This window comes from Natronorubrum marinum, from assembly GCF_052040125.1.
GTDB lineage: Archaea > Halobacteriota > Halobacteria > Halobacteriales > Natrialbaceae > Natronorubrum.
This window is the reverse complement of record NZ_JBPPFV010000001.1, coordinates 1,428,663-1,446,206: the sequence shown is the minus strand read 5'-3', so window position 1 is coordinate 1,446,206 and position 17,544 is coordinate 1,428,663. Positions and strand designations below refer to the sequence as shown.

Below are 17,544 nucleotides of genomic sequence, written 5' to 3'. Positions count from 1 at the left end.
TGCTACGATACAGACTGAGGCGACACCGATTGCGGCGACACGACGTGGTATCACGCACGGCCGTGCGTCGGCTCCGGAGAGAAAATCGGATCGAAACCTGCCAACAACGACCGCGAAAATCCGCGGGACGGCAGCGAGAACCGGCAATCGTCGCGCCGATCGAACACAACCTTGAACACAGCGAGACCGAAACGGTGAACCGAACCCGATGACCGACGACGACACGTACTCGCCCGGCGAGATCAGGACCATCGCTCTCGCGGTCATCGCCGGGATCTTCTTCGGTGGCGTCGCCACCGGCGTCGCCTTCCCAACGCTGCCGCTGCTCGACGAGCGGCTGATCATCTCGACGCTGATGCTCAGCGTGATCCTCTCGGCCAACCGCATCGCGCGGCTGTTCATGAACACGCCGGCCGGGACGATCATCGACCGCGTCGGCGCGCGCACGCCGATGATCCTCGGGCTCTTCACACAGGCGCTCGCGCCGTTCGGCTACATCCTCGGGCTGTACGTTCCGGAGGTCGTGCTCGGAACGATCCCGCTTTTCGGACAGGTCTCGCTGCCGGGGCTCGTCTTCGTCCTCTCGAGGCTGTTCTGGGGGATCGGCAGCGCGTTCGTCTTCATCGGCGCGTTCGCGACGATCACCTACGTCACGACGTCGAGCAATCGCGGCCGCTGGGTCGGCTACCTGCGCGGCGGGCAGTCGCTCGGCTTCCCGGCCGGACTCATCCTCGGCGGGGTGCTGACCGACATCGCGAGCATGGAGATCGCGTTCCTCGCCGCCGGGATCCTCGCGCTGATCGCCGGCACCGTCGCGACGCTCGTCCTCCCCGACGTCCACGGCGGGGCCGACACCGACTCCGCGAAGCTGCGGGAGCTCCCGACGCTGCTCCGCGGTCGTCCCGCTGTGCTCGTGATCGGCTTCGGCAACTTTACCCTCCAGTTCCTCTGGGGCGGGGTCATCCTCGCGACGCTCGCGCGGTTCGCGAACGATTTCGGCCTCGAGATCTCCCTGCTCGAGGCGGCGGGCGTCAGCGGCGTCGTCATGGCCGTCGGCGTGCTCACGTCCGGAGCGACGACGGTGATCATGGGCCGGGTCTCGGACCGCGTCAGCGACCGGACGCTGCTGACGCTGCCCGCGTTCTGTGCGATGAGCGTCGGCTTCCTGATTATCGCGTACGTGCCCACGCTCGAGGCCCTGTTCGGGGCGATCTTCCTCATTGGCCTCGGGATGGGGGCGGCCGCACCCGCGCTCATGGCGATTCTGGGAGATCTGACACCTGGCGACGAACTCGGTCGGATGGGCGGCGTCTACAACGTAATGGGCGATATCGGACTGAGTCTCGGCCCCCTCGTCGCGCTGCCGGCCGTCGACGCGATCGGCTTCCGGTGGACCTACGCGCTCTGTGCCGCGCTCGTGTTCAGTTGCCTGCTGGTCGTCTCCATTCCGCTACTTCGGAACCCAGAGGTCACGACCGGCACGGTGAAGGCGGACTGATACACCCGAGTTTCGACCGTCGGATTCGGTGCGGACTTCCCGCTCGCCGCTCGTGGGAACCGCGGCATCCATTCGAAACCGTTAACACTGCTACTGTGGAGGTTGTGGACATGGCACAACAAGCAGCAGCCGTCGTCGGCGGCGGCATCATGGGTGCTGGAATCGCGCAGGTACTCGCCCGCAACGGCTACGACGTTCGCGTCCGGGAGATCAACGAGGAACTGGCCGCCGAGGCCGAAGAACGCATCGTCGACGGGAACTACGGGTTAAACGACGCCGTCGAGGGGGGCTACCTCTCCGAGGACGAGAAGGCGGAGACGCTCGAGCGACTGACGTTCACGACGGATCTCGAGGAAGCCACCGACGGCACCGAGTTCGTCATCGAGGCCGTCACCGAGACGCTCTCGATCAAGGGGCAAGTCTTCCGCGACCTGGACGCGGTCACCGACGATCAGCCGCTGTACTCGAACACGAGCGGCTTCTCGGTGACCTCGATCGCGAACGCCGTCTCGGATCCCTCGCGCGTGGCCGTGATGCACTTTTTCAACCCGGTCCCAATCATGTCGATGGTCGAGGTCGTGAAAGCGCCCGAAACGGACGAGGCAGTGGTCGAGCGCGCCGAGGAACTGGTCGACGAACTCGACAAGACGCGGGTCACCATCGACGACGATCCGGGCTCCTACGGCTTCATCGCGAATCGGTGCCACGCCGCGATGCGCGCTGAGGCCCAGAAGATCGTCGACGAGGGAATCGCGACTGAGGATCAAGTCGACACGGCGCTCGAGGAGGGGTACAACCTCCCCGTCGGGCCGTTCTCGCTGCGCGGCATCGGCGAGGAGTGGGACTAGACGCTCGAATTGCTTTTCGGGACGGGTGCTGACGGCGTCGATGAGACGCTCGAATTGCTTTTCGGGACGGGTGCTGACGGCGTCGATGAGACGCTCGAATTGCTTTTCGGGACGGGTGCTGACGGCGTCGATGAGACGCTCGAGCGCGGACGTCATATCCGCTACACTGACCAGTCCACGTGCGGTGGCGCGCGCTGGGCTGTGACGAACGAACAGTGAGGCGCAGCGTCACGACGTCCGAGGGATGAGCGAGAGCGAAGGACGATCGATAGCGCGCGCCATCGCACGTGATTCGGTCCGGCAGAAGTGTTCCGGTTATCGTCCGAAGCGATCCAAAAAACGCCGCTCGAGCAGTTACTTGCCCTGGAACTCGGGCTCGCGATCCTCGCCGAACGCGGCGGCACCTTCCGCGTGGTCTTCGGTCTTCAAGAGCTCCGCGAAGAGCTGACCGTCGTAGGCGATCCCTTCCTCGAGTCCCGAATGAACCGCCATATCGGCGGATTTCTTGATCGCCTGAATCGAGAGCGGGGCCTGCCCGGCGAGTTCGGTGACGAACGCCTCGACCTCGTCGTCGAACGCGTCCTCGTCGTAGACGTGGTTGATGATGCCTTCCTCGGCGGCGCGCTCGGCCGAGATGTGGTTCCCGAACATCGCGAGTTCCTTCGCGACGGACGGGCCGGCGAGTTTCGAAACGTACTGCACGCCGCCGGCACCGGGGAGGATGCCGAGGTTGACCTCCGGAAAGCCGAACGTGCTGCCCGCACTCGCCAGTCGGAAGTCACACGCGAGCGCGGTCTCGAGGCCGCCGCCCAGACAGTAGCCGTCGATCTTGGCGACGACGGGTACCGGGAACTCGCGGACAAAATCGTAGTGCGAAGGCGCGGAGCTCCCGCCCGCCGACTCGTCCGAGAAGCCGCCGATGTCCGCGCCGGCACAGAAGGCCTTCTCGCCGGCGCCCTCGAGGACGACGGCTCGCAGGGCGATGCCCTCGGTATCGTCGTTCTCGGCCTCGAGTTGTTGCAGACCGGCGACGATATCGTCTCTGAGCTGTCCGCTGAGCGCGTTGAGCGCGTCCGGCCGGTTCATCGTGAGCGTGCCGACGCCGGTTTCATCGTCGAACTCTACCAGGACCGTATCGAGGGTGTCGTCCATGGCGGATACTCACGACCGATCACCAAATAAGTACACGAATCGGAGCGACGGCCAATGCCGGAGACGGCCCCAGCGTCACGTACGGCTTGCCGGGTCACAAAGCGTATCAGTGATGGCATCCGTATGGGAGTTTGTGTCACGGACGAATCGACCGGACTCGCCGAACGATCAGTCACGCGCACACCGCCTCGAGTTCACCGTCGACTGGCCGCCGGGCCACGCGGCGGCGTATCTCCTCGACGGTGACGAACCGATCCTGATCGACGCCGGAATGGCCGGCGAGCAGGGCCGAGCGGAGCTGATCGACGGGCTCGACAGCTACGGCTACGTCCCGGAAGATGTCGACCATCTGCTGCTCACCCACTCGCATACGGACCACGTCGGGCAGATCGAAACGCTGTGCGAGGCCGGCGATCCGACCGTTTACGCGCCGACACGGATCCGAGAGCGCTTCGCGCGGGATCTCGAGACCGTCGAAGCCGCGACGAGGCGGAATCTGGCCGAATCGGGGGTCGACCCGACGTACATCGACTCCGCGGTCGACCGGCTGGTCGAGGCCCACGAATCGAATCGCGACGCCCTGGCGCTCGAGGCGGTCGACGTCTGGGTCGACGGCGACGAGCCGATACGCGTCGGGAAACAGGAGTTCGACCCCATCTACACGCCGGGCCACCACGTCACCCACCACTGTTACGGGACGACGCTCGGCGACGAACGGGTCGTCTTCGCCGGCGACATGGCCGTCGAGCCGTTCCGCGCGGCGGCGATTCACGTCAACTTCGACGACGGCGTCAGCGACTGTCTTCTCGCCTTCATCGACGCGCTCGAGCGACTGCAACGCTACGACTTCGACCGCGTCTATCCCGGCCACGGCCCGGTTCACGAGAGCTATCACGAAACCGTCGAGCGGTCGATCGCGGACCTCGAGGACCGGATCGACGGCTGCGCCGATTCCCTCGCGGGTCGCGACGGGACTACCACCGCGACGGACCTCGCGGACGAGTTGACCGACAGCTTCAGCGAACGGGCGCGGGTGCTGCCCGAACTCGTCGGCGCGCTCGAGTATCTCGAGCGCGAAGGGACGGTTCGATCGCGGCTCGAGGACGGGGTTCGATACTACGAGTCGACGTAAGTCAAGCGGGACGGCAGTGGATCGACCGTACCTCGCCGGACGGAGTACGTCGACCGTACCTCGCCGGACGGAGCCGTTTCGGTCCCGACCGGACAGAACCGTTTTCAGGCTCGCCGTGGTAGTCGATCTATACCATGCACGAGGCAGTCATCGTCGACGCGGTTCGAACGCCCTTCGGCAAGCGAGACGGCTCGTTCCGCGACACCCATCCGCAAGATCTGGCGGCGAAACCGCTCGAGGCGCTCCGAGCGCGCAACGACTTCGAGCCCGAGACGATCGAGGACGTCATCTACGGCTGCGTGACGCCGATCGACGAGCAGGGGCTCAACATCGGTCGGCTCGCCCCGATGGTCGCCGGCTGGGGGGATATCGTTCCGGGCGTCCAGCTCAACCGAATGTGTGGTTCCGGCCAGCAGGCACTCAACTTCGCCGCGGCGAACGTCATGGCCGGCCAGCACGACGTGCTGATCGCCGGCGGCGTCGAGCACATGACCCGCGTCCCGATGGGATCCGACGGAGCCGACGGCGTGGACGGCACGAGCGCCGTCACGGACACTTATTTCGAGCACTTCGACGAGCTGACCCACCAGGGCGAGGGTGCCGAACGGATCGCCGAGGAGTACGGCTTCTCCCGCGAGGAACTCGACGAGATCGCGGTCGACTCACAGCGCCGCTGGGGCGAGGCCTGGGAAGACGGCCGGTACGACGATCAGGTCGTTCCCGTCGAGACGGCGTTGGACGGCGAGCCCATCACCGTTGAACAGGACGAACACCCGCGGCCCGAGACCGACCTCGAGACGCTGTCGACCCTCCCGCTTTCCTTCCGCGAGGAGGGCAACGGCCGGCACCATCCCGGCAACGCTTCCGGAATCGTCGACGGCTCGTCGGCCCTGCTGGTCGCCAGCGAGGAAGCCGCCGAGGAACACGGCTGGGAGCCGATGGCCCGGATCGTCCAGACGGAGGTCGTCGGCGTCGATCCCGTCACGATGCTCACCGGACCGATCCCGGCGACAGAGCAGGTGCTCGAGAAAACCGACCTCGAACTCGCGGACATCGACCTCTTCGAGGTCAACGAGGCGTTCGCCGCGGTCGTCGCGGCCTGGCTCGAGGAGACCGGCGTCTCCTGGGAAGACGTGAACGTCAACGGTGGTGCGATCGCTCACGGCCACCCGCTGGGCGCGACCGGCGCGATGCTCATGACGAAGCTAGCGCACGAACTCGAGCGCACCGGACAGGACCGCGCGCTCTCGACGATGTGCATTGGCTTCGGACAGGGCGTTGCGACGATTATAGAACGGGTCTGAGTCATCTGGGAGACGATTTTTTGTAGACGAGAGCCGGACTCGGTTGTCGGACAGGATTGGTTGTTGGGAACGGGACCCGTTTTCGAACGGGAGAGCACGCTGCTACCGGGCACCACTGAGCGGCCTCTCCCTCCCCAACCGACTCGCTCCCTCACGCCGCTCGGTCGCTCGCCCCTCGCACGATATCGTCGCTCGGCCTCACTGTCGTTCGAACGGGCGACAGCGCGCGCCACCACACCGCCGGTTAGTCAACTCGCAACGCTGGGCTATGAGTGGCCGAAAAATAATACAGAAAGTGGTACCTCCCTTACTCGTCCAGTTCGTCGATGCGCAAGTCCTCGTCGAACTGCAGCGCGTTCTCGACTTCGCTCTCGTCGACGTCCTCGAACGCCCAGCGGGCGATCGAGCGGCGGTGGACCTCGTCGGCCCCATCGACGATCCGGAACCGGCGGACGGCTTCGTAAAAGTACGCGATCGGGAGGTCCTTCCCGATACCGTTGCCGCCACAACACTGCACGGCGAGGTCGATGGCCTCGTTGGTGACGTTCGCCGCGAACATCTTCGACATCGCGACTTCGATGCGCGCGTCGCTACGATCCAGTTCGCGTGCCGCGTGGCGGACCATACAGCGAGCGGCGTGGAGTCGGGTTTCGGCGTCGGCGATCCGATGGCGGAGTGCCTGCTTTTCCTCGAGCGTCGTGCCGAAGGCCTCACGCTCGGCGAGGTAGGCCTTGGCGACCTCGAGCGAGCGCTCGGCCATCCCGGAGTAACGCATACAGTGGGTGAGTCGCCCGCCGCCGAGTCGCATCTGGGCGATCTGGAACCCCTCGTTCTCCTCACCGATGGTGTTCTCGACGGGGACGCGAACGTTGTCGAACTTCACTTCGGCGTGACCGCCCTCGCGTTCGGTGATGCCGTGCCCGCCGAGGTGGGGGATGTTGCGGACGACTTCGACGCCGTCGGCGTCGGCCGGGACCATGATGATCGACGTTCCCGAGTAGGGATGCGCGTCGAGGTCGGTCCGCACCATCGCCAGATAGTAGTCGGCGTCCAGGCCGTCGGAGGTCCACCACTTGTGGGCGTTGATGACCCACTCGTCGCCGTCTTTGACGGCGGTGCTCTGGAGCATCTTGGGGTCCGAGCCACCGCCCTGTTTCGGCTCGGTCATCGCGAACGCCGTCTGAATCTCACCTTGGACGAGCGGTCGGAGCCACTCCTCTTTCTGTGCTTCGGTGCCGACCATCTCCAAGGTGTGCATGTTCCCTTCCTGTGGCGCGTTGGCTCGGATCGCCAGCGCACCGATGAGCGAGCGGCCGACCTGTTCGAACGAGGGGAGCATGTCGCTGAAGTCCAGTCCCTGTCCGCCGTACTCCTCGGGGACTTGAGGCGCGAACAGGTCGCGTTCCTTGGCCATCTCCCACATCTCGTGGATCTCGTCCATCGTGATCTGCTCGCCCGTGGCGAGCGCCTCGCGCTCGCGCGGGATGACGACATCATCCATGAACGCCTCTACCCGTCCGGCAACCTTCGTCGCTTTCTCCGAGTCGTGATACTCCATATCATCCACAACCGAACACAGCAATGTAAATGTATAGGTGTCCGTTCGCATTAGTTGGAAAATATTTAGCGGTATCGACTCCTCGAGAGCGTCTAGACTCGCCAGAAGACGAGACGTCGGTCCGTTGAGCGAACGCGTGACAGAGCCCGGTTCGGAAACGGCCGTCAGAAGCGTGAAAATGCGGGTCTTACGGTCGAGAGCCTACTCGTCGAGTGCGTCGATACGCAGGTCTTCGTCGAACTGCAGCGCGTTCTCGACCTCGGCTTCATCGACGTCCTCGAAGGCCCAGCGGGCGATCGAGCGGCGGTGGACCTCGTCGGCCCCGTCGACGATCCGGAACGCGCGGACGTTCTCGTAGAAGTGCGCGATCGGGAGGTCCTTCCCGATGCCGTTGCCGCCCAGACACTGGAGCGCGAGGTCGATCGTCTCGTTCGTCACGTTCGCCGTGAACATCTTCGACATCGCGACCTCGATGCGCGCGTCGCTGCGGTCGAGTTCCCGCGCGGCGTGGCGGACCATACAGCGAGCGGCGTGGAGTCGGGTTTCGGCGTCGGCGATGCGGTGGCGCAGCGCCTGCTTCTCCTCGAGCGTCGTGCCGAAGGCCTCGCGCTCGGCGAGGTAGGCCTTGGCGACCTCGAGCGAGCGCTCGGCCATCCCGGAGTAACGCATACAGTGGGTGAGCCGTCCGCCGCCGAGGCGCATCTGGGCGATCTGGAACCCTTCGTTCTCCTCGCCGACCGTGTTCTCGACGGGGACACGGACATTGTTAAACTTCACCTCGGCGTGGCCGCCCTCGCGTTCGGTGATGCCGTGGCCGCCGACGTGAGGGATATTTCGGACGACTTCGACACCGTCTGCGTCGGACGGAACGAGGATGATCGACGTCCCCGAGTAGGGGTGCGCGTCGAGGTCGGTCCGCACCATCGCCAGATAGTAGTCGGCGTCCAGGCCGTCGGAGGTCCACCACTTGTGGGCGTTGATGACCCACTCGTCGCCGTCCTTGACGGCGGTGCTCTGTAGCATCTTGGGGTCCGAGCCGCCGCCCTGTTTCGGCTCGGTCATCGCGAACCCAGTCGTGATCTCACCCTGGACGAGCGGTCGGAGGATCTCCTCTTTCTGTTGCTCGGAGCCGACCATCTCCAAGGTGTGCATGTTCCCCTCCTGGGGCGCGTTCGCGCGGATGGCGAGTGCACCGATGAGCGAGCGGCCGACCTGCTCGAACGATGGCAGCATGTCGCTGAAGTCCAGGCCTTGCCCGCCGTACTCCTCGGGCACCTGGGGTGCGAACAGATCGCGCTCTTTCGCCTGGTCCCAGAAGTCGTGGATCTCGTCCATCGTGATCTGCTCGCCCGTGGCGAGCGCCTCGCGCTCGCGCGGGATGACGACGTCGTCCATGAACGCCTCTACCCGCCCGGCGACCTCCGTCGCTTTCTCGGAGTCGTGGTACTCCATACCGGGGAATAGACACACAACATTGTAAATGTACAACAAAGCGGTCAGATACAACGTTGTGAAATCAAATCTCCCAACGCGGTGGCAATCGGCTGACCGGGAGTCTCAGACGGACCGAAAAGCGTCGCATACTCGATTCGTGACTGACGATTCCTGCCGTATAACTCTCGGAACAGCATATTTCGACGATACTGAACCGAGCACCGCCCCGCCCGTTTCGAGACCGATCACACGGGATACGTTTTAGTACCACACAGTGTTACGTGAGAACATGGATCTGGAAGACGTTCGCGAAGAGGCGACAGCGGGGAATGCTGCTCGATTGCACGACGAAACCGCGCGCCACCACGGCTCGGCGACGGCCATCGAGTATCACGGGACGCAACTGACACACGAGGAACTTCGCGCGGAGAGCGCGCAGTTCGCCGGGGGGCTGGCCGACCTCGGAATCGAACCCGGCGACGTGATGCTCCAGTACCTGCCGAACTGTCCGCCGTACCTGATCGGCGCTCTCGGAGCGTTCAAAGCGGGTGTCGCGGTCTCACCGGTCAATCCGCAGTATCGGCGGCGAGAACTGGCCTACCAGCTCGAGGATACGCAGGCGACGGCGGTCCTGACCCACGCAGCGCTGTTACCGTACCTACAGGAGGCCCTCGAGGAGATCGACTGGGACCCCGTCGTGATCGGCGTGGGAAGCACCGAGGAGGGCGTCGAGATGTTCTCGGACGTTCGCGGCGAGGAGACGTTCGTCGAGCGCGCGGACGACGACCTGGCGCTCCTACCGTACACCTCCGGGACGACGGGAAAACCGAAGGGCGTTCGGCTCACCCACCGCAACTTCCGCGCCCAGATGTTTTCGGTGCTCTCACAGCCGAGCGAGCTCGACGACGAGGACGTCCGCAGCCTCGTCTGGCTCCCGCTGTACCACATCACCGGCTTTACGCACACCGCGTGGCAGCCCCTGCTTCGCGGCGGCAGCGTCTTCCTCCGAAGCGCGGCGAACTGGGACCCCGACGCGGCGATGGCGCTCATCGAGGCGGAGGGGATCACCCACTACGTCGGCGTCACCGCGATGTACGTCGACATGGTCAACAGCGACGAGTTCGGCGAGTACGATCTGACCTGTCTCGAGTCCGCGGGCGAGGGCGGCGCGAAGATGTCCGTCGCGGTTCAACAGGAGTTCGAGGACGTTGCCGGCGTCGAGATGACCGAGGGGTACGGGCTCACCGAAACCCACGGCGCGACCCACACCCAGGGGAGTTCGACGTTCGGCTTGCGTCACGGGACGATCGGCCAGCCCACCCGACAGACCGACTGCAAGATCGTCGATAGCTCCGGCGAGGAAGTCCCGCCGGGCGAAGAGGGGGAACTCGTCGTGCGCGGACCGCAGGTGACGGACGGCTATCACAACATGTCCGACGCAACCGACCGGGCCTTCACGGAACACGGCTACTTCCGGACCGGGGATATCGCTCGCCGGGACGCAGAGAACTACTACGAGATCGTCGACCGGAAAAAGCACATGATTAACACCGCCGGTTACAACGTCTACCCCAGCGAACTCGAGGAACTTCTGGCGGAACACGAGGCCGTCGCCGAGGGCGCCGTCGTCGGCATTCCGGACGACCGGCGAAACGAGGTGCCGAAGGCGTTCGTCGTCCCCGCACCCGATATCGAAGCCGGCGTCGACGTCACCGAGGAGGAGATCAAGGACTACTTCCTCGAACGGGTCGCCGCCTACAAACACCCGCGGGAGGTCGAGTTTATCGACGAACTGCCGCGGACGACCAGCGGCAAAATCCAGAAGTTCAAACTCGAGGAGTGAGCCCGTTCGGTACGACTGAAAGACCTATGAGCGTTCCAAACGAATATTTCCGGTTACACAACGCCAGATGGCCCCAATAACTGTGATTTTCACCGGAGGAAAGCAATTCAGCCAGCCGGAACACCGCGTTCGACCTGATCGTCCCGAACGACGCTTCCGAGTACTCTCACCCCCGTCGTGAAACCTCACGATCATGGCTCAAGCGTGGTAGCAGGACGACGACTCGTTCGGCTCGCACTGTCGCAGACCGTTACGAAACACGGGGTTACGCTGCTGTGCCGTGCGAAGAGATTCAGCGTGACAGAACGACTCGTTGAGCGAAGAGGCGCCGTATATGGACGAAAAACCCGTCTAATCGGCAGGTATCGGCATTCTCGACGCGTTCGCCTCGGCTGAATATCGATTGACTACCGACGACGGAACGATTGCAACGGTACGAAAGTCGACGCGCACGTATTACATCCATATGGATGTAATTTAGCGCTCCCGGCTCCGTCGACTCCGTCGACGAACGAACGCCGCAGAACGGTTTGATCGCGGCCTCGTCGATGCTCGTCGGCGGGACGTCGCGGCTTAGAACGTGTCGCGGAGTTCGATTCGATCGATTTTACCGGTCGCCGTTCGCGGAATGTCGCCGACGAATTCGATCCGCTGAGGGACTTCGTGATCGTCGAGATTCGCTCGACACGTTTCTTTCACGCGTTCCGCGGTGAGGTCTGTATCGTTCCGTTTGATCACTGCCGTAACGACTGCCCCCCGAAGATCGTCCGTAACGTCAATGATCGCGGCTTCCGCGACCTGATCGATCTGGTACAGCACGTCCTCGATCTCTCGCGGGAACACGTTGGCACAACCGGTCGTAAACATGTCCTCGCGCCGATCGACGACGTAGAGGTAGCCGTCATCGTCTAGCCGGCCGATATCGCCCGAACGCAACCAGGTTTTCCCGTCCCGCTCGACGAACCGCTGACCGTCCCCCTGAAACTGCACGTACCCCGGCGTCACGGTATCGCCGCGCCAGAGGAGTTCACCACGCTCGCCAGCCGCGACGACCGCTTCAGTATCCAAATCCTCGATACGAAGTTCGACGACCTCCTCCGCGGGCGGTCCGACGCTCCCGGGCTTTCGCCTATCGATTCCGACCGGGTTGAACGCGGCCAGCGGCGTCGTTTCGGTCATACCGTACCCTTCCAACACCGGACAGCCGAGGGTCCGTTCGGCATCGTCCAACCGCTCTCTGGGCATCGGAGAGCCACCGACCCCGACCCGATCGAGCGACGAGAGATCGTACCGTTCTACGCCGTCGTGATCGAGGAGATCGATGATCATGCCGGGCGTGAAGAACGTATAGGTGACCCGATGTGTCTCGATCGCCTCGAGCACCGCTTCGGGATCCCACTCCGGCAGTACCCGGTTCTCGGCTTCGGCGACCAGCAACGGTGTCGTCGTGACGTTGAGTCCGATCACGTGGAAACACTGACACACGGTCAGTCCGACCTCGCGGCGCGTCCAGTCCATGTACTTTCGGATTCCCTGTGCGTTGGCATCGAGATTTCCGTGGGTGTGTCGAACGCCTTTCGGTCGGCCCGTGGTGCCGCTAGTGTAGAGGATTTCGGCTGTCTCTTCGTTCCGACGCGGATACAGCTCATACTCGTCGTCGGCGTCCTCGAGCAGAGGCTCGAATCGGTGGCCGACGGAGCCATCGACCGTTATCGGTGATTCGACCGTCTCCGCGACTCCCGCCCACCGGCCGTCCGTCACGAGCGCCGACGCGTCGCTCGTCTCGAGGACGTACTCGATCTGTCGGTCGTTGAACTGCGTGTTGACCGGCACGGGAATCACCCCGCGCTTCATCGCCCCGAGATAGCTGATCAGCAACTCGAGTCGGTTCTCGAGGCAAATCGCGAGCGTATCGCCGGGGTCGGTACCGAGCGACTTCAGGGCGTTCGCCATCCGGTCGGTCTCCGCGGCGAGTTCGCCGTAGGTACGGAGACCGTTCGCATCGCCGATTGCCGGCCTGGTGGGAACGTTTTGTGCAGCGAAGTCGACGTGGTTTGCGAAGTTCATACGTTCGTCTCGCCGCGATTGCGTATTGTACTTTTTATAACCAGCTGACAGGTGTTCGTGAACGGTCGTCCCACATTGTCGGACGGCCTCGAGAGGGGCGGAGACGGGCGCACGTATGGACCGATGGAACCGGGCAAAAGCGGTGAGAGCGGAGTCGATGCCGATCGTAACAATTGTCGTTCCACGATGTGGGACGGAGACGAAACCGGCCGAATCGCCGCACTGGCTTCGACCGAGGGCATTACTCGGTCGAATCGAACACGACGTCTGCCCGGATCGCATCGGCGTATTCGCGGACGCGAGAGACGAGCGTTCCCGATTCGATTTCTTCGCGCATTTCGTTGGTCGGCCCGTACGCGGCGATAGCACCGAAGACCCCTTCGTCGGTCGCGATGGCCGCTCCCACTCCTGCGCTTCCGTCGATCATCTCGCCCCGATCGACGGCGAACCCTCGCTCTCGCACCGCGGCCAGTTCGGACTGAAGCGAGCTCTCGTCGACGATCGTGCGGTCGGTTCGCTTCGGCAGACCGTGTCGGTCGATAATCGACGAGAGCCGTTCGGATGGGAGGTTGGCGAGAATCGCTTTGCCCGGTGCGTTGCTGTGTAGGTACGCTCGCGTCGGTGAGAGCCGACCCGTCGTCGATGCGTAATCGTCCTGCGCCCAGTGCGTTGCAAACAGGATCGAGCCCATTCCGTTCTCTTCGACGACGAGTTGGACGTACCTGTTGGTCTCCCGCTCGAGCCGTTTAGCCGGTTCGAAGCCGTGGACGAACACCTCGTGATTGCTGCGTGACTCCCAACCGATGTGAAAGTACTTCGTACTGAGCCGGTACTGTCCGTCCGCGTTGACGACGTAGCCGAGTCGTTCGAGCGTCTGTACGTGGTTGTGAACGGTACTCTTCGGTCGGTCGAGCGCCTCGGCGAGTTCGGTAACGCCCGCCCATCCGCGTTCACGGATCGCGTCTACGATCTCGTACGATCGCTTGACCGAGTTGATCGAAACGCTGGGATCGTCCATACGGTTTCTACGACAGTCAGCTACTTAGGCTTGTTCGACGATGTGGGACGCCCGTCGTCGGAACGAGTGAGCAGTCGGGTCCGAACTCGAGGCAGTAACCCGACATAGAACGCACGATACGGAGAAGTAATACGGTACAATGTCGATATTATTATAAAAAGAATAATATCTCGAATGTGTCTTTAATCGAGTGGAGATGCCTGCTGGAACAGATCAAACACTTCGACCGTTTCTGTGGCGTGCAGCCAACCTGTATCCCGACACGGAGATCGTCTCCCGAAATCACGACGGAATGCAGCGATACACCTACAGCGAGTACGAGGACCGGACGAGCCAGCTCGCCAACGCTCTCGACGAGCACGGCATCGAGGAGGGCGAGCGCGTGGGGACGTTCTGCTGGAACCACTCCCGTCACTTCGAGACGTACTTCGCCGTGCCGTCGATCGGCGCACAGCTGCACACGATCAATCCATTGCTCCCCGACGCGCACATTCAGTATATCGTCGACAACGCCGACGATCAGCTGATCTTCGTCGATCAGTCGCTCGCACCGAAACTCGCGAGCGCGGTCGCCGACGCCGACGACGAGTTCGCGGACGTCGACTTCGTCGTCATGGGGAGCGAGGAGTCCGATCACCTCGAGGCGACGCCGTACGAGTCGTTCATCGACGGCCAAGACACCGACTACGACTGGCCCGACGTCGATGAGGAGCAGCCGGCGGGGATGTGTTACACCTCGGGAACCACCGGGAACCCGAAGGGCGTCGAGTACACCCAACAGATGCTCTGGAGCCACACGATGGCGACGCTGACCCCGCAGGGGATTCCGATGGCCGACGACGACGTCGTAATGCCCGTCGTTCCGATGTTCCACGTCAACGCCTGGGGAATGCCGTTTACGGCGACCGCAGGCGGCTCGAAACACGTCTACCCGGGCCCCTCGCCGGAGCCCGAAGATATCGCGAGCCTCATCGAAAACGAGGGCGTGACGATCAGCGCCGGCGTCCCCACCGTCTGGCTCGGGCTGATGGAGTACTGCTCGGAGCACGAGGTCGACCTCTCGACGCTCGATACCGTGATCGTCGGCGGCTCGGCGGCGCCGAAATCGATGATCGAGTGGTTCGACACAAAGGGCGTCGAAGTGCTCCACGCATGGGGGATGACCGAGATGTCCCCGATCGGTTCGGTCTCCCACCTCAAATCCGATCTCCAGGACGCGGATTACGACACCCAACTCGAGAAACGCGGCAAACAGGGACTGATGGTCCCCGGCCTCGAGTTCAAGGTGATCGACGAGAGCGACGAGGAAATCGCCTGGGACGGCGAGGAGTTCGGCGAACTCTGGATTCGCGGTCCGTGGGTCACGAAGGCGTACTTCAAGCGCCCGGAGGCCAACGAGGAGGACTTCGAAGACGGGTGGCTCAAGACCGGCGACGTCGTCACCGTCGACGAGGACGGTTACATCCAGATCGTCGACCGGGAGAAGGACGTGATCAAGTCGGGCGGCGAGTGGATCTCGTCGGTCGAACTCGAGAACGCGATCATGGCCCACGACGACGTCGCCGAGGCGGCCGTCGTCGGCGTCCCCCACGAGCGCTGGCAGGAGCGACCGGTCGCGTTCGTCGTTCCCGGTGACGACGCCGACCGGGACCAACTCGTTCCCGAGATCAACGAGATGCTCGCCGACGAGTACCCCAAGTGGTGGCTGCCGGACGAGGTCGAGTTCATCGAGGAGGTGCCGAAGACGGCGACGGGCAAGTTCTCGAAGAAGGATATCCGCGAGGAGTACGCGGATCAGTCGCTCGTCGAGGGCCAGGTGCCCGAAGACGCCGCGCCGGATCGGAACTGAGTACCGCCCGACCGTATTTTTTGCGAGCGGCGTCCGGAATCAGGCACCGTCCAAGCAACGACAATACTGCGCGCTCTCGGAGAGCTGACTCCAGCCCGGATAATTCACCCCAGCTATTACTATCACTAACAAAAACACGTAATATTTTGATAGTAACACGAACTATTATATGTGACCTTCTGATTTGTCAAACTGCGTTCCACGGTAGAATGCCCCATGTCAGAGAATAGCAACAGCCACGTCTCGAGACGCACAGTTATGCAAGGCCTCGGCGGTCTTGCCGCAGTGTCCATGTCCGGTGCAACAGTTGCACAGGCGGAGGAGGCACTGACGGAAGAGATTCCCACAGATCCACACACCCGCGACACGTATCGCGCCGTCGTCGACGCGATCATCCCCGAAACGCCACAGCTCGAGGACGAGCTCGGTCCGGAGCACGTCCCCGGCGGGCTCGAGGTCGAACTCGAGAAGTTCCTCATCTGGGACTTCGATCACTTCCACGAGATTCGACTCGAGACGCTTGCCAACACCGGTGAAATCGACCCGGTGACCGAAAATGCGCCCTCGCCGGAGCAGTTGGAACTCGGTCTCGTTCCGGCGAACGAGGACTCCGACCTCGATGCGCTGCTTGAGGTCGACGGTATCGACACGAGGGTCCTTGACGCGTTGCTCGACGATATCAACGGCCTCGTCGACGACGTTACCGGTATTCTCGAGGGTATCAGTGACGAACTCCTCGGGGGGCTTCTCGGAGATCCGGACGAGATTACCCGAGACCACTTCGAAGAAGTGCTCGATTTTGGTACCCTCGAGGCTCTCGAGATTACGATCGAAAACACGCTGGATGAAGACGAAACCGGCCCCGTCGATTTCGACGTGTTCGTCGAGACGGCAAACGGAACCGTCGACACGGTCGTTCAAAACTACCCGTACGCCGAACTGTTCCCGATCGTTTTCGATATCGCTGCGACGGAGTTCATCCTGCTCGGGAAAAACGAGGACGCGATCGACCGCGGAGACGAGGCATTCCCGGGCGGCGGAACATTCGTCCAACTTTCCCGCGAAGACCGACTACGCTGTCTCTGGAGCATCGTCGACGGCGGCTCGATCGATCGACTCGACGGCTTTCTCGAGCCGATCGTCACCGACGTTGGCATCCTCAAATTCGTCGTGATGGCCGTCAACGGGCTCCACGGCTTCGGCTACTACACGGAGTGGTCGGGCTACGAAGACACCAAGACGAACACGCCGACGGAACGAGCACTGAACGTGCCGCCGGCCGAAGTGCAGAGCCGAACGCAGACGGAGTACCCCGGCCCGCAGCCGGGTCACGCGGCCGACTGGCGACACGCTGTTCCGGGTAGCTTCGACGACCCCGACGCGGACGACCTGGACCTCGACGATGATCTCAAAGGTGACGACGTTATCGACGGAATCGGAGGTGACACGCAATGAATGATCCAGATGTCGTTATCATCGGCGCTGGCGCGGACGGCCCGGCAACCGCGTCGCGGCTCGCACGGGAGCACGGCCTCGACGTCCTGATTCTCGAGGGCGGCGCGTGGCACGGGAACGAGAAGTGGCCGAAACCGCACGCACACGCCGGTGGGACAGTCAGCACCGACCCGGACGATTTGGACGGCAAACTACTCGACGAGCAGTTTACCGTTCTCGAGGCCGGCGCAAACGATCCGACGGCTGGCTACCTCCGCGTCGGTCCCGCGGATCACTCTCGAGCGCCGTGGTTCCGAAACGTTCCGCAGAACGCGTTCCTCTGGCAGGTATCCGCCGTCGGCGGAACGTCGACCCACTACTTCGGAAACCACCCTCGCGGGTATCCG

Annotated in this window: 12 protein-coding genes; 7 read left to right on the top strand and 5 right to left on the bottom strand. The window is 63.4% G+C overall.

Translation table 11 applies throughout. The features are described 5' to 3' along the window. The first annotated feature begins 208 nt into the window (after positions 1-208). Positions 209-1,498 (top strand): MFS transporter, encoded by a 1,290-nt coding sequence (locus ACSFC5_RS07135; protein WP_440764527.1) that lies wholly within the window; start codon positions 209-211, stop codon positions 1,496-1,498. Between the two features lie 110 nt (positions 1,499-1,608). After that, positions 1,609-2,346 carry a 3-hydroxyacyl-CoA dehydrogenase family protein gene (locus ACSFC5_RS07130; RefSeq protein ID WP_440764526.1) on the top strand — a complete coding sequence of 246 codons (738 nt, stop codon included), beginning with the start codon at positions 1,609-1,611 and terminating at the stop codon, positions 2,344-2,346. A gap of 354 nt (positions 2,347-2,700) precedes the next feature. Here ACSFC5_RS07130 and ACSFC5_RS07125 read toward each other — a convergent pair whose 3' ends face one another. Beyond that, positions 2,701-3,498: an enoyl-CoA hydratase/isomerase family protein gene (locus ACSFC5_RS07125; protein ID WP_440764525.1), complete on the bottom strand. Its 798-nt coding sequence runs from the start codon at positions 3,496-3,498 to the stop codon at positions 2,701-2,703. Between the two features lie 133 nt (positions 3,499-3,631). Between ACSFC5_RS07125 and ACSFC5_RS07120 the strand changes: the two genes are divergently transcribed. Both ACSFC5_RS07120 and ACSFC5_RS07115 read left to right on the top strand, forming a co-directional pair. Continuing rightward, a complete protein-coding gene (locus ACSFC5_RS07120; protein ID WP_440764524.1) occupies positions 3,632-4,630 on the top strand; it encodes an MBL fold metallo-hydrolase in 999 nt (332 codons plus the stop codon). Between the two features lie 134 nt (positions 4,631-4,764). Next, entirely contained in the window at positions 4,765-5,934 is a 1,170-nt protein-coding gene (locus ACSFC5_RS07115; protein ID WP_440764523.1) for a thiolase family protein, read from the top strand. 307 nt (positions 5,935-6,241) lie between these two features. Here ACSFC5_RS07115 and ACSFC5_RS07110 read toward each other — a convergent pair whose 3' ends face one another. Together ACSFC5_RS07110 and ACSFC5_RS07105 are read right to left on the bottom strand one after the other, a co-directional pair. Continuing rightward, a complete protein-coding gene (locus ACSFC5_RS07110) occupies positions 6,242-7,492 on the bottom strand; it encodes an acyl-CoA dehydrogenase family protein (RefSeq protein WP_440764522.1) in 1,251 nt (416 codons plus the stop codon). Positions 7,493-7,693: 201 nt separating this feature from the next. After that, the gene (locus ACSFC5_RS07105; RefSeq protein WP_440764521.1) at positions 7,694-8,944 is read right to left on the bottom strand and encodes an acyl-CoA dehydrogenase family protein; all 1,251 of its coding nucleotides are present in this window, start codon (positions 8,942-8,944) and stop codon (positions 7,694-7,696) included. Between the two features lie 271 nt (positions 8,945-9,215). Between ACSFC5_RS07105 and ACSFC5_RS07100 the strand changes: the two genes are divergently transcribed. Continuing rightward, positions 9,216-10,769, top strand: a complete 1,554-nt coding sequence (locus ACSFC5_RS07100) for a class I adenylate-forming enzyme family protein (RefSeq protein WP_440764520.1) — start codon at positions 9,216-9,218, stop codon at positions 10,767-10,769. A gap of 573 nt (positions 10,770-11,342) precedes the next feature. Here ACSFC5_RS07100 and ACSFC5_RS07095 read toward each other — a convergent pair. Both ACSFC5_RS07095 and ACSFC5_RS07090 read right to left on the bottom strand, forming a co-directional pair. Further along, positions 11,343-12,836 (bottom strand): class I adenylate-forming enzyme family protein, encoded by a 1,494-nt coding sequence (locus ACSFC5_RS07095; protein WP_440764519.1) that lies wholly within the window; start codon positions 12,834-12,836, stop codon positions 11,343-11,345. A gap of 241 nt (positions 12,837-13,077) precedes the next feature. Further along, positions 13,078-13,854, bottom strand: coding sequence for an IclR family transcriptional regulator (locus ACSFC5_RS07090; RefSeq protein WP_440764518.1), 777 nt, complete (start codon positions 13,852-13,854; stop codon positions 13,078-13,080). A gap of 196 nt (positions 13,855-14,050) precedes the next feature. On the opposite strand from ACSFC5_RS07090, the gene ACSFC5_RS07085 reads away from it, so the two are divergent. Continuing rightward, positions 14,051-15,703 carry a long-chain fatty acid--CoA ligase gene (locus tag ACSFC5_RS07085; protein WP_440764517.1) on the top strand — a complete coding sequence of 551 codons (1,653 nt, stop codon included), beginning with the start codon at positions 14,051-14,053 and terminating at the stop codon, positions 15,701-15,703. 291 nt (positions 15,704-15,994) lie between these two features. Beyond that, on the top strand, positions 15,995-17,158 hold the full coding sequence (locus ACSFC5_RS07080; protein ID WP_440764516.1) for a hypothetical protein: 1,164 nt from the start codon (positions 15,995-15,997) through the stop codon (positions 17,156-17,158). The last annotated feature ends 386 nt before the right edge of the window (positions 17,159-17,544 follow it).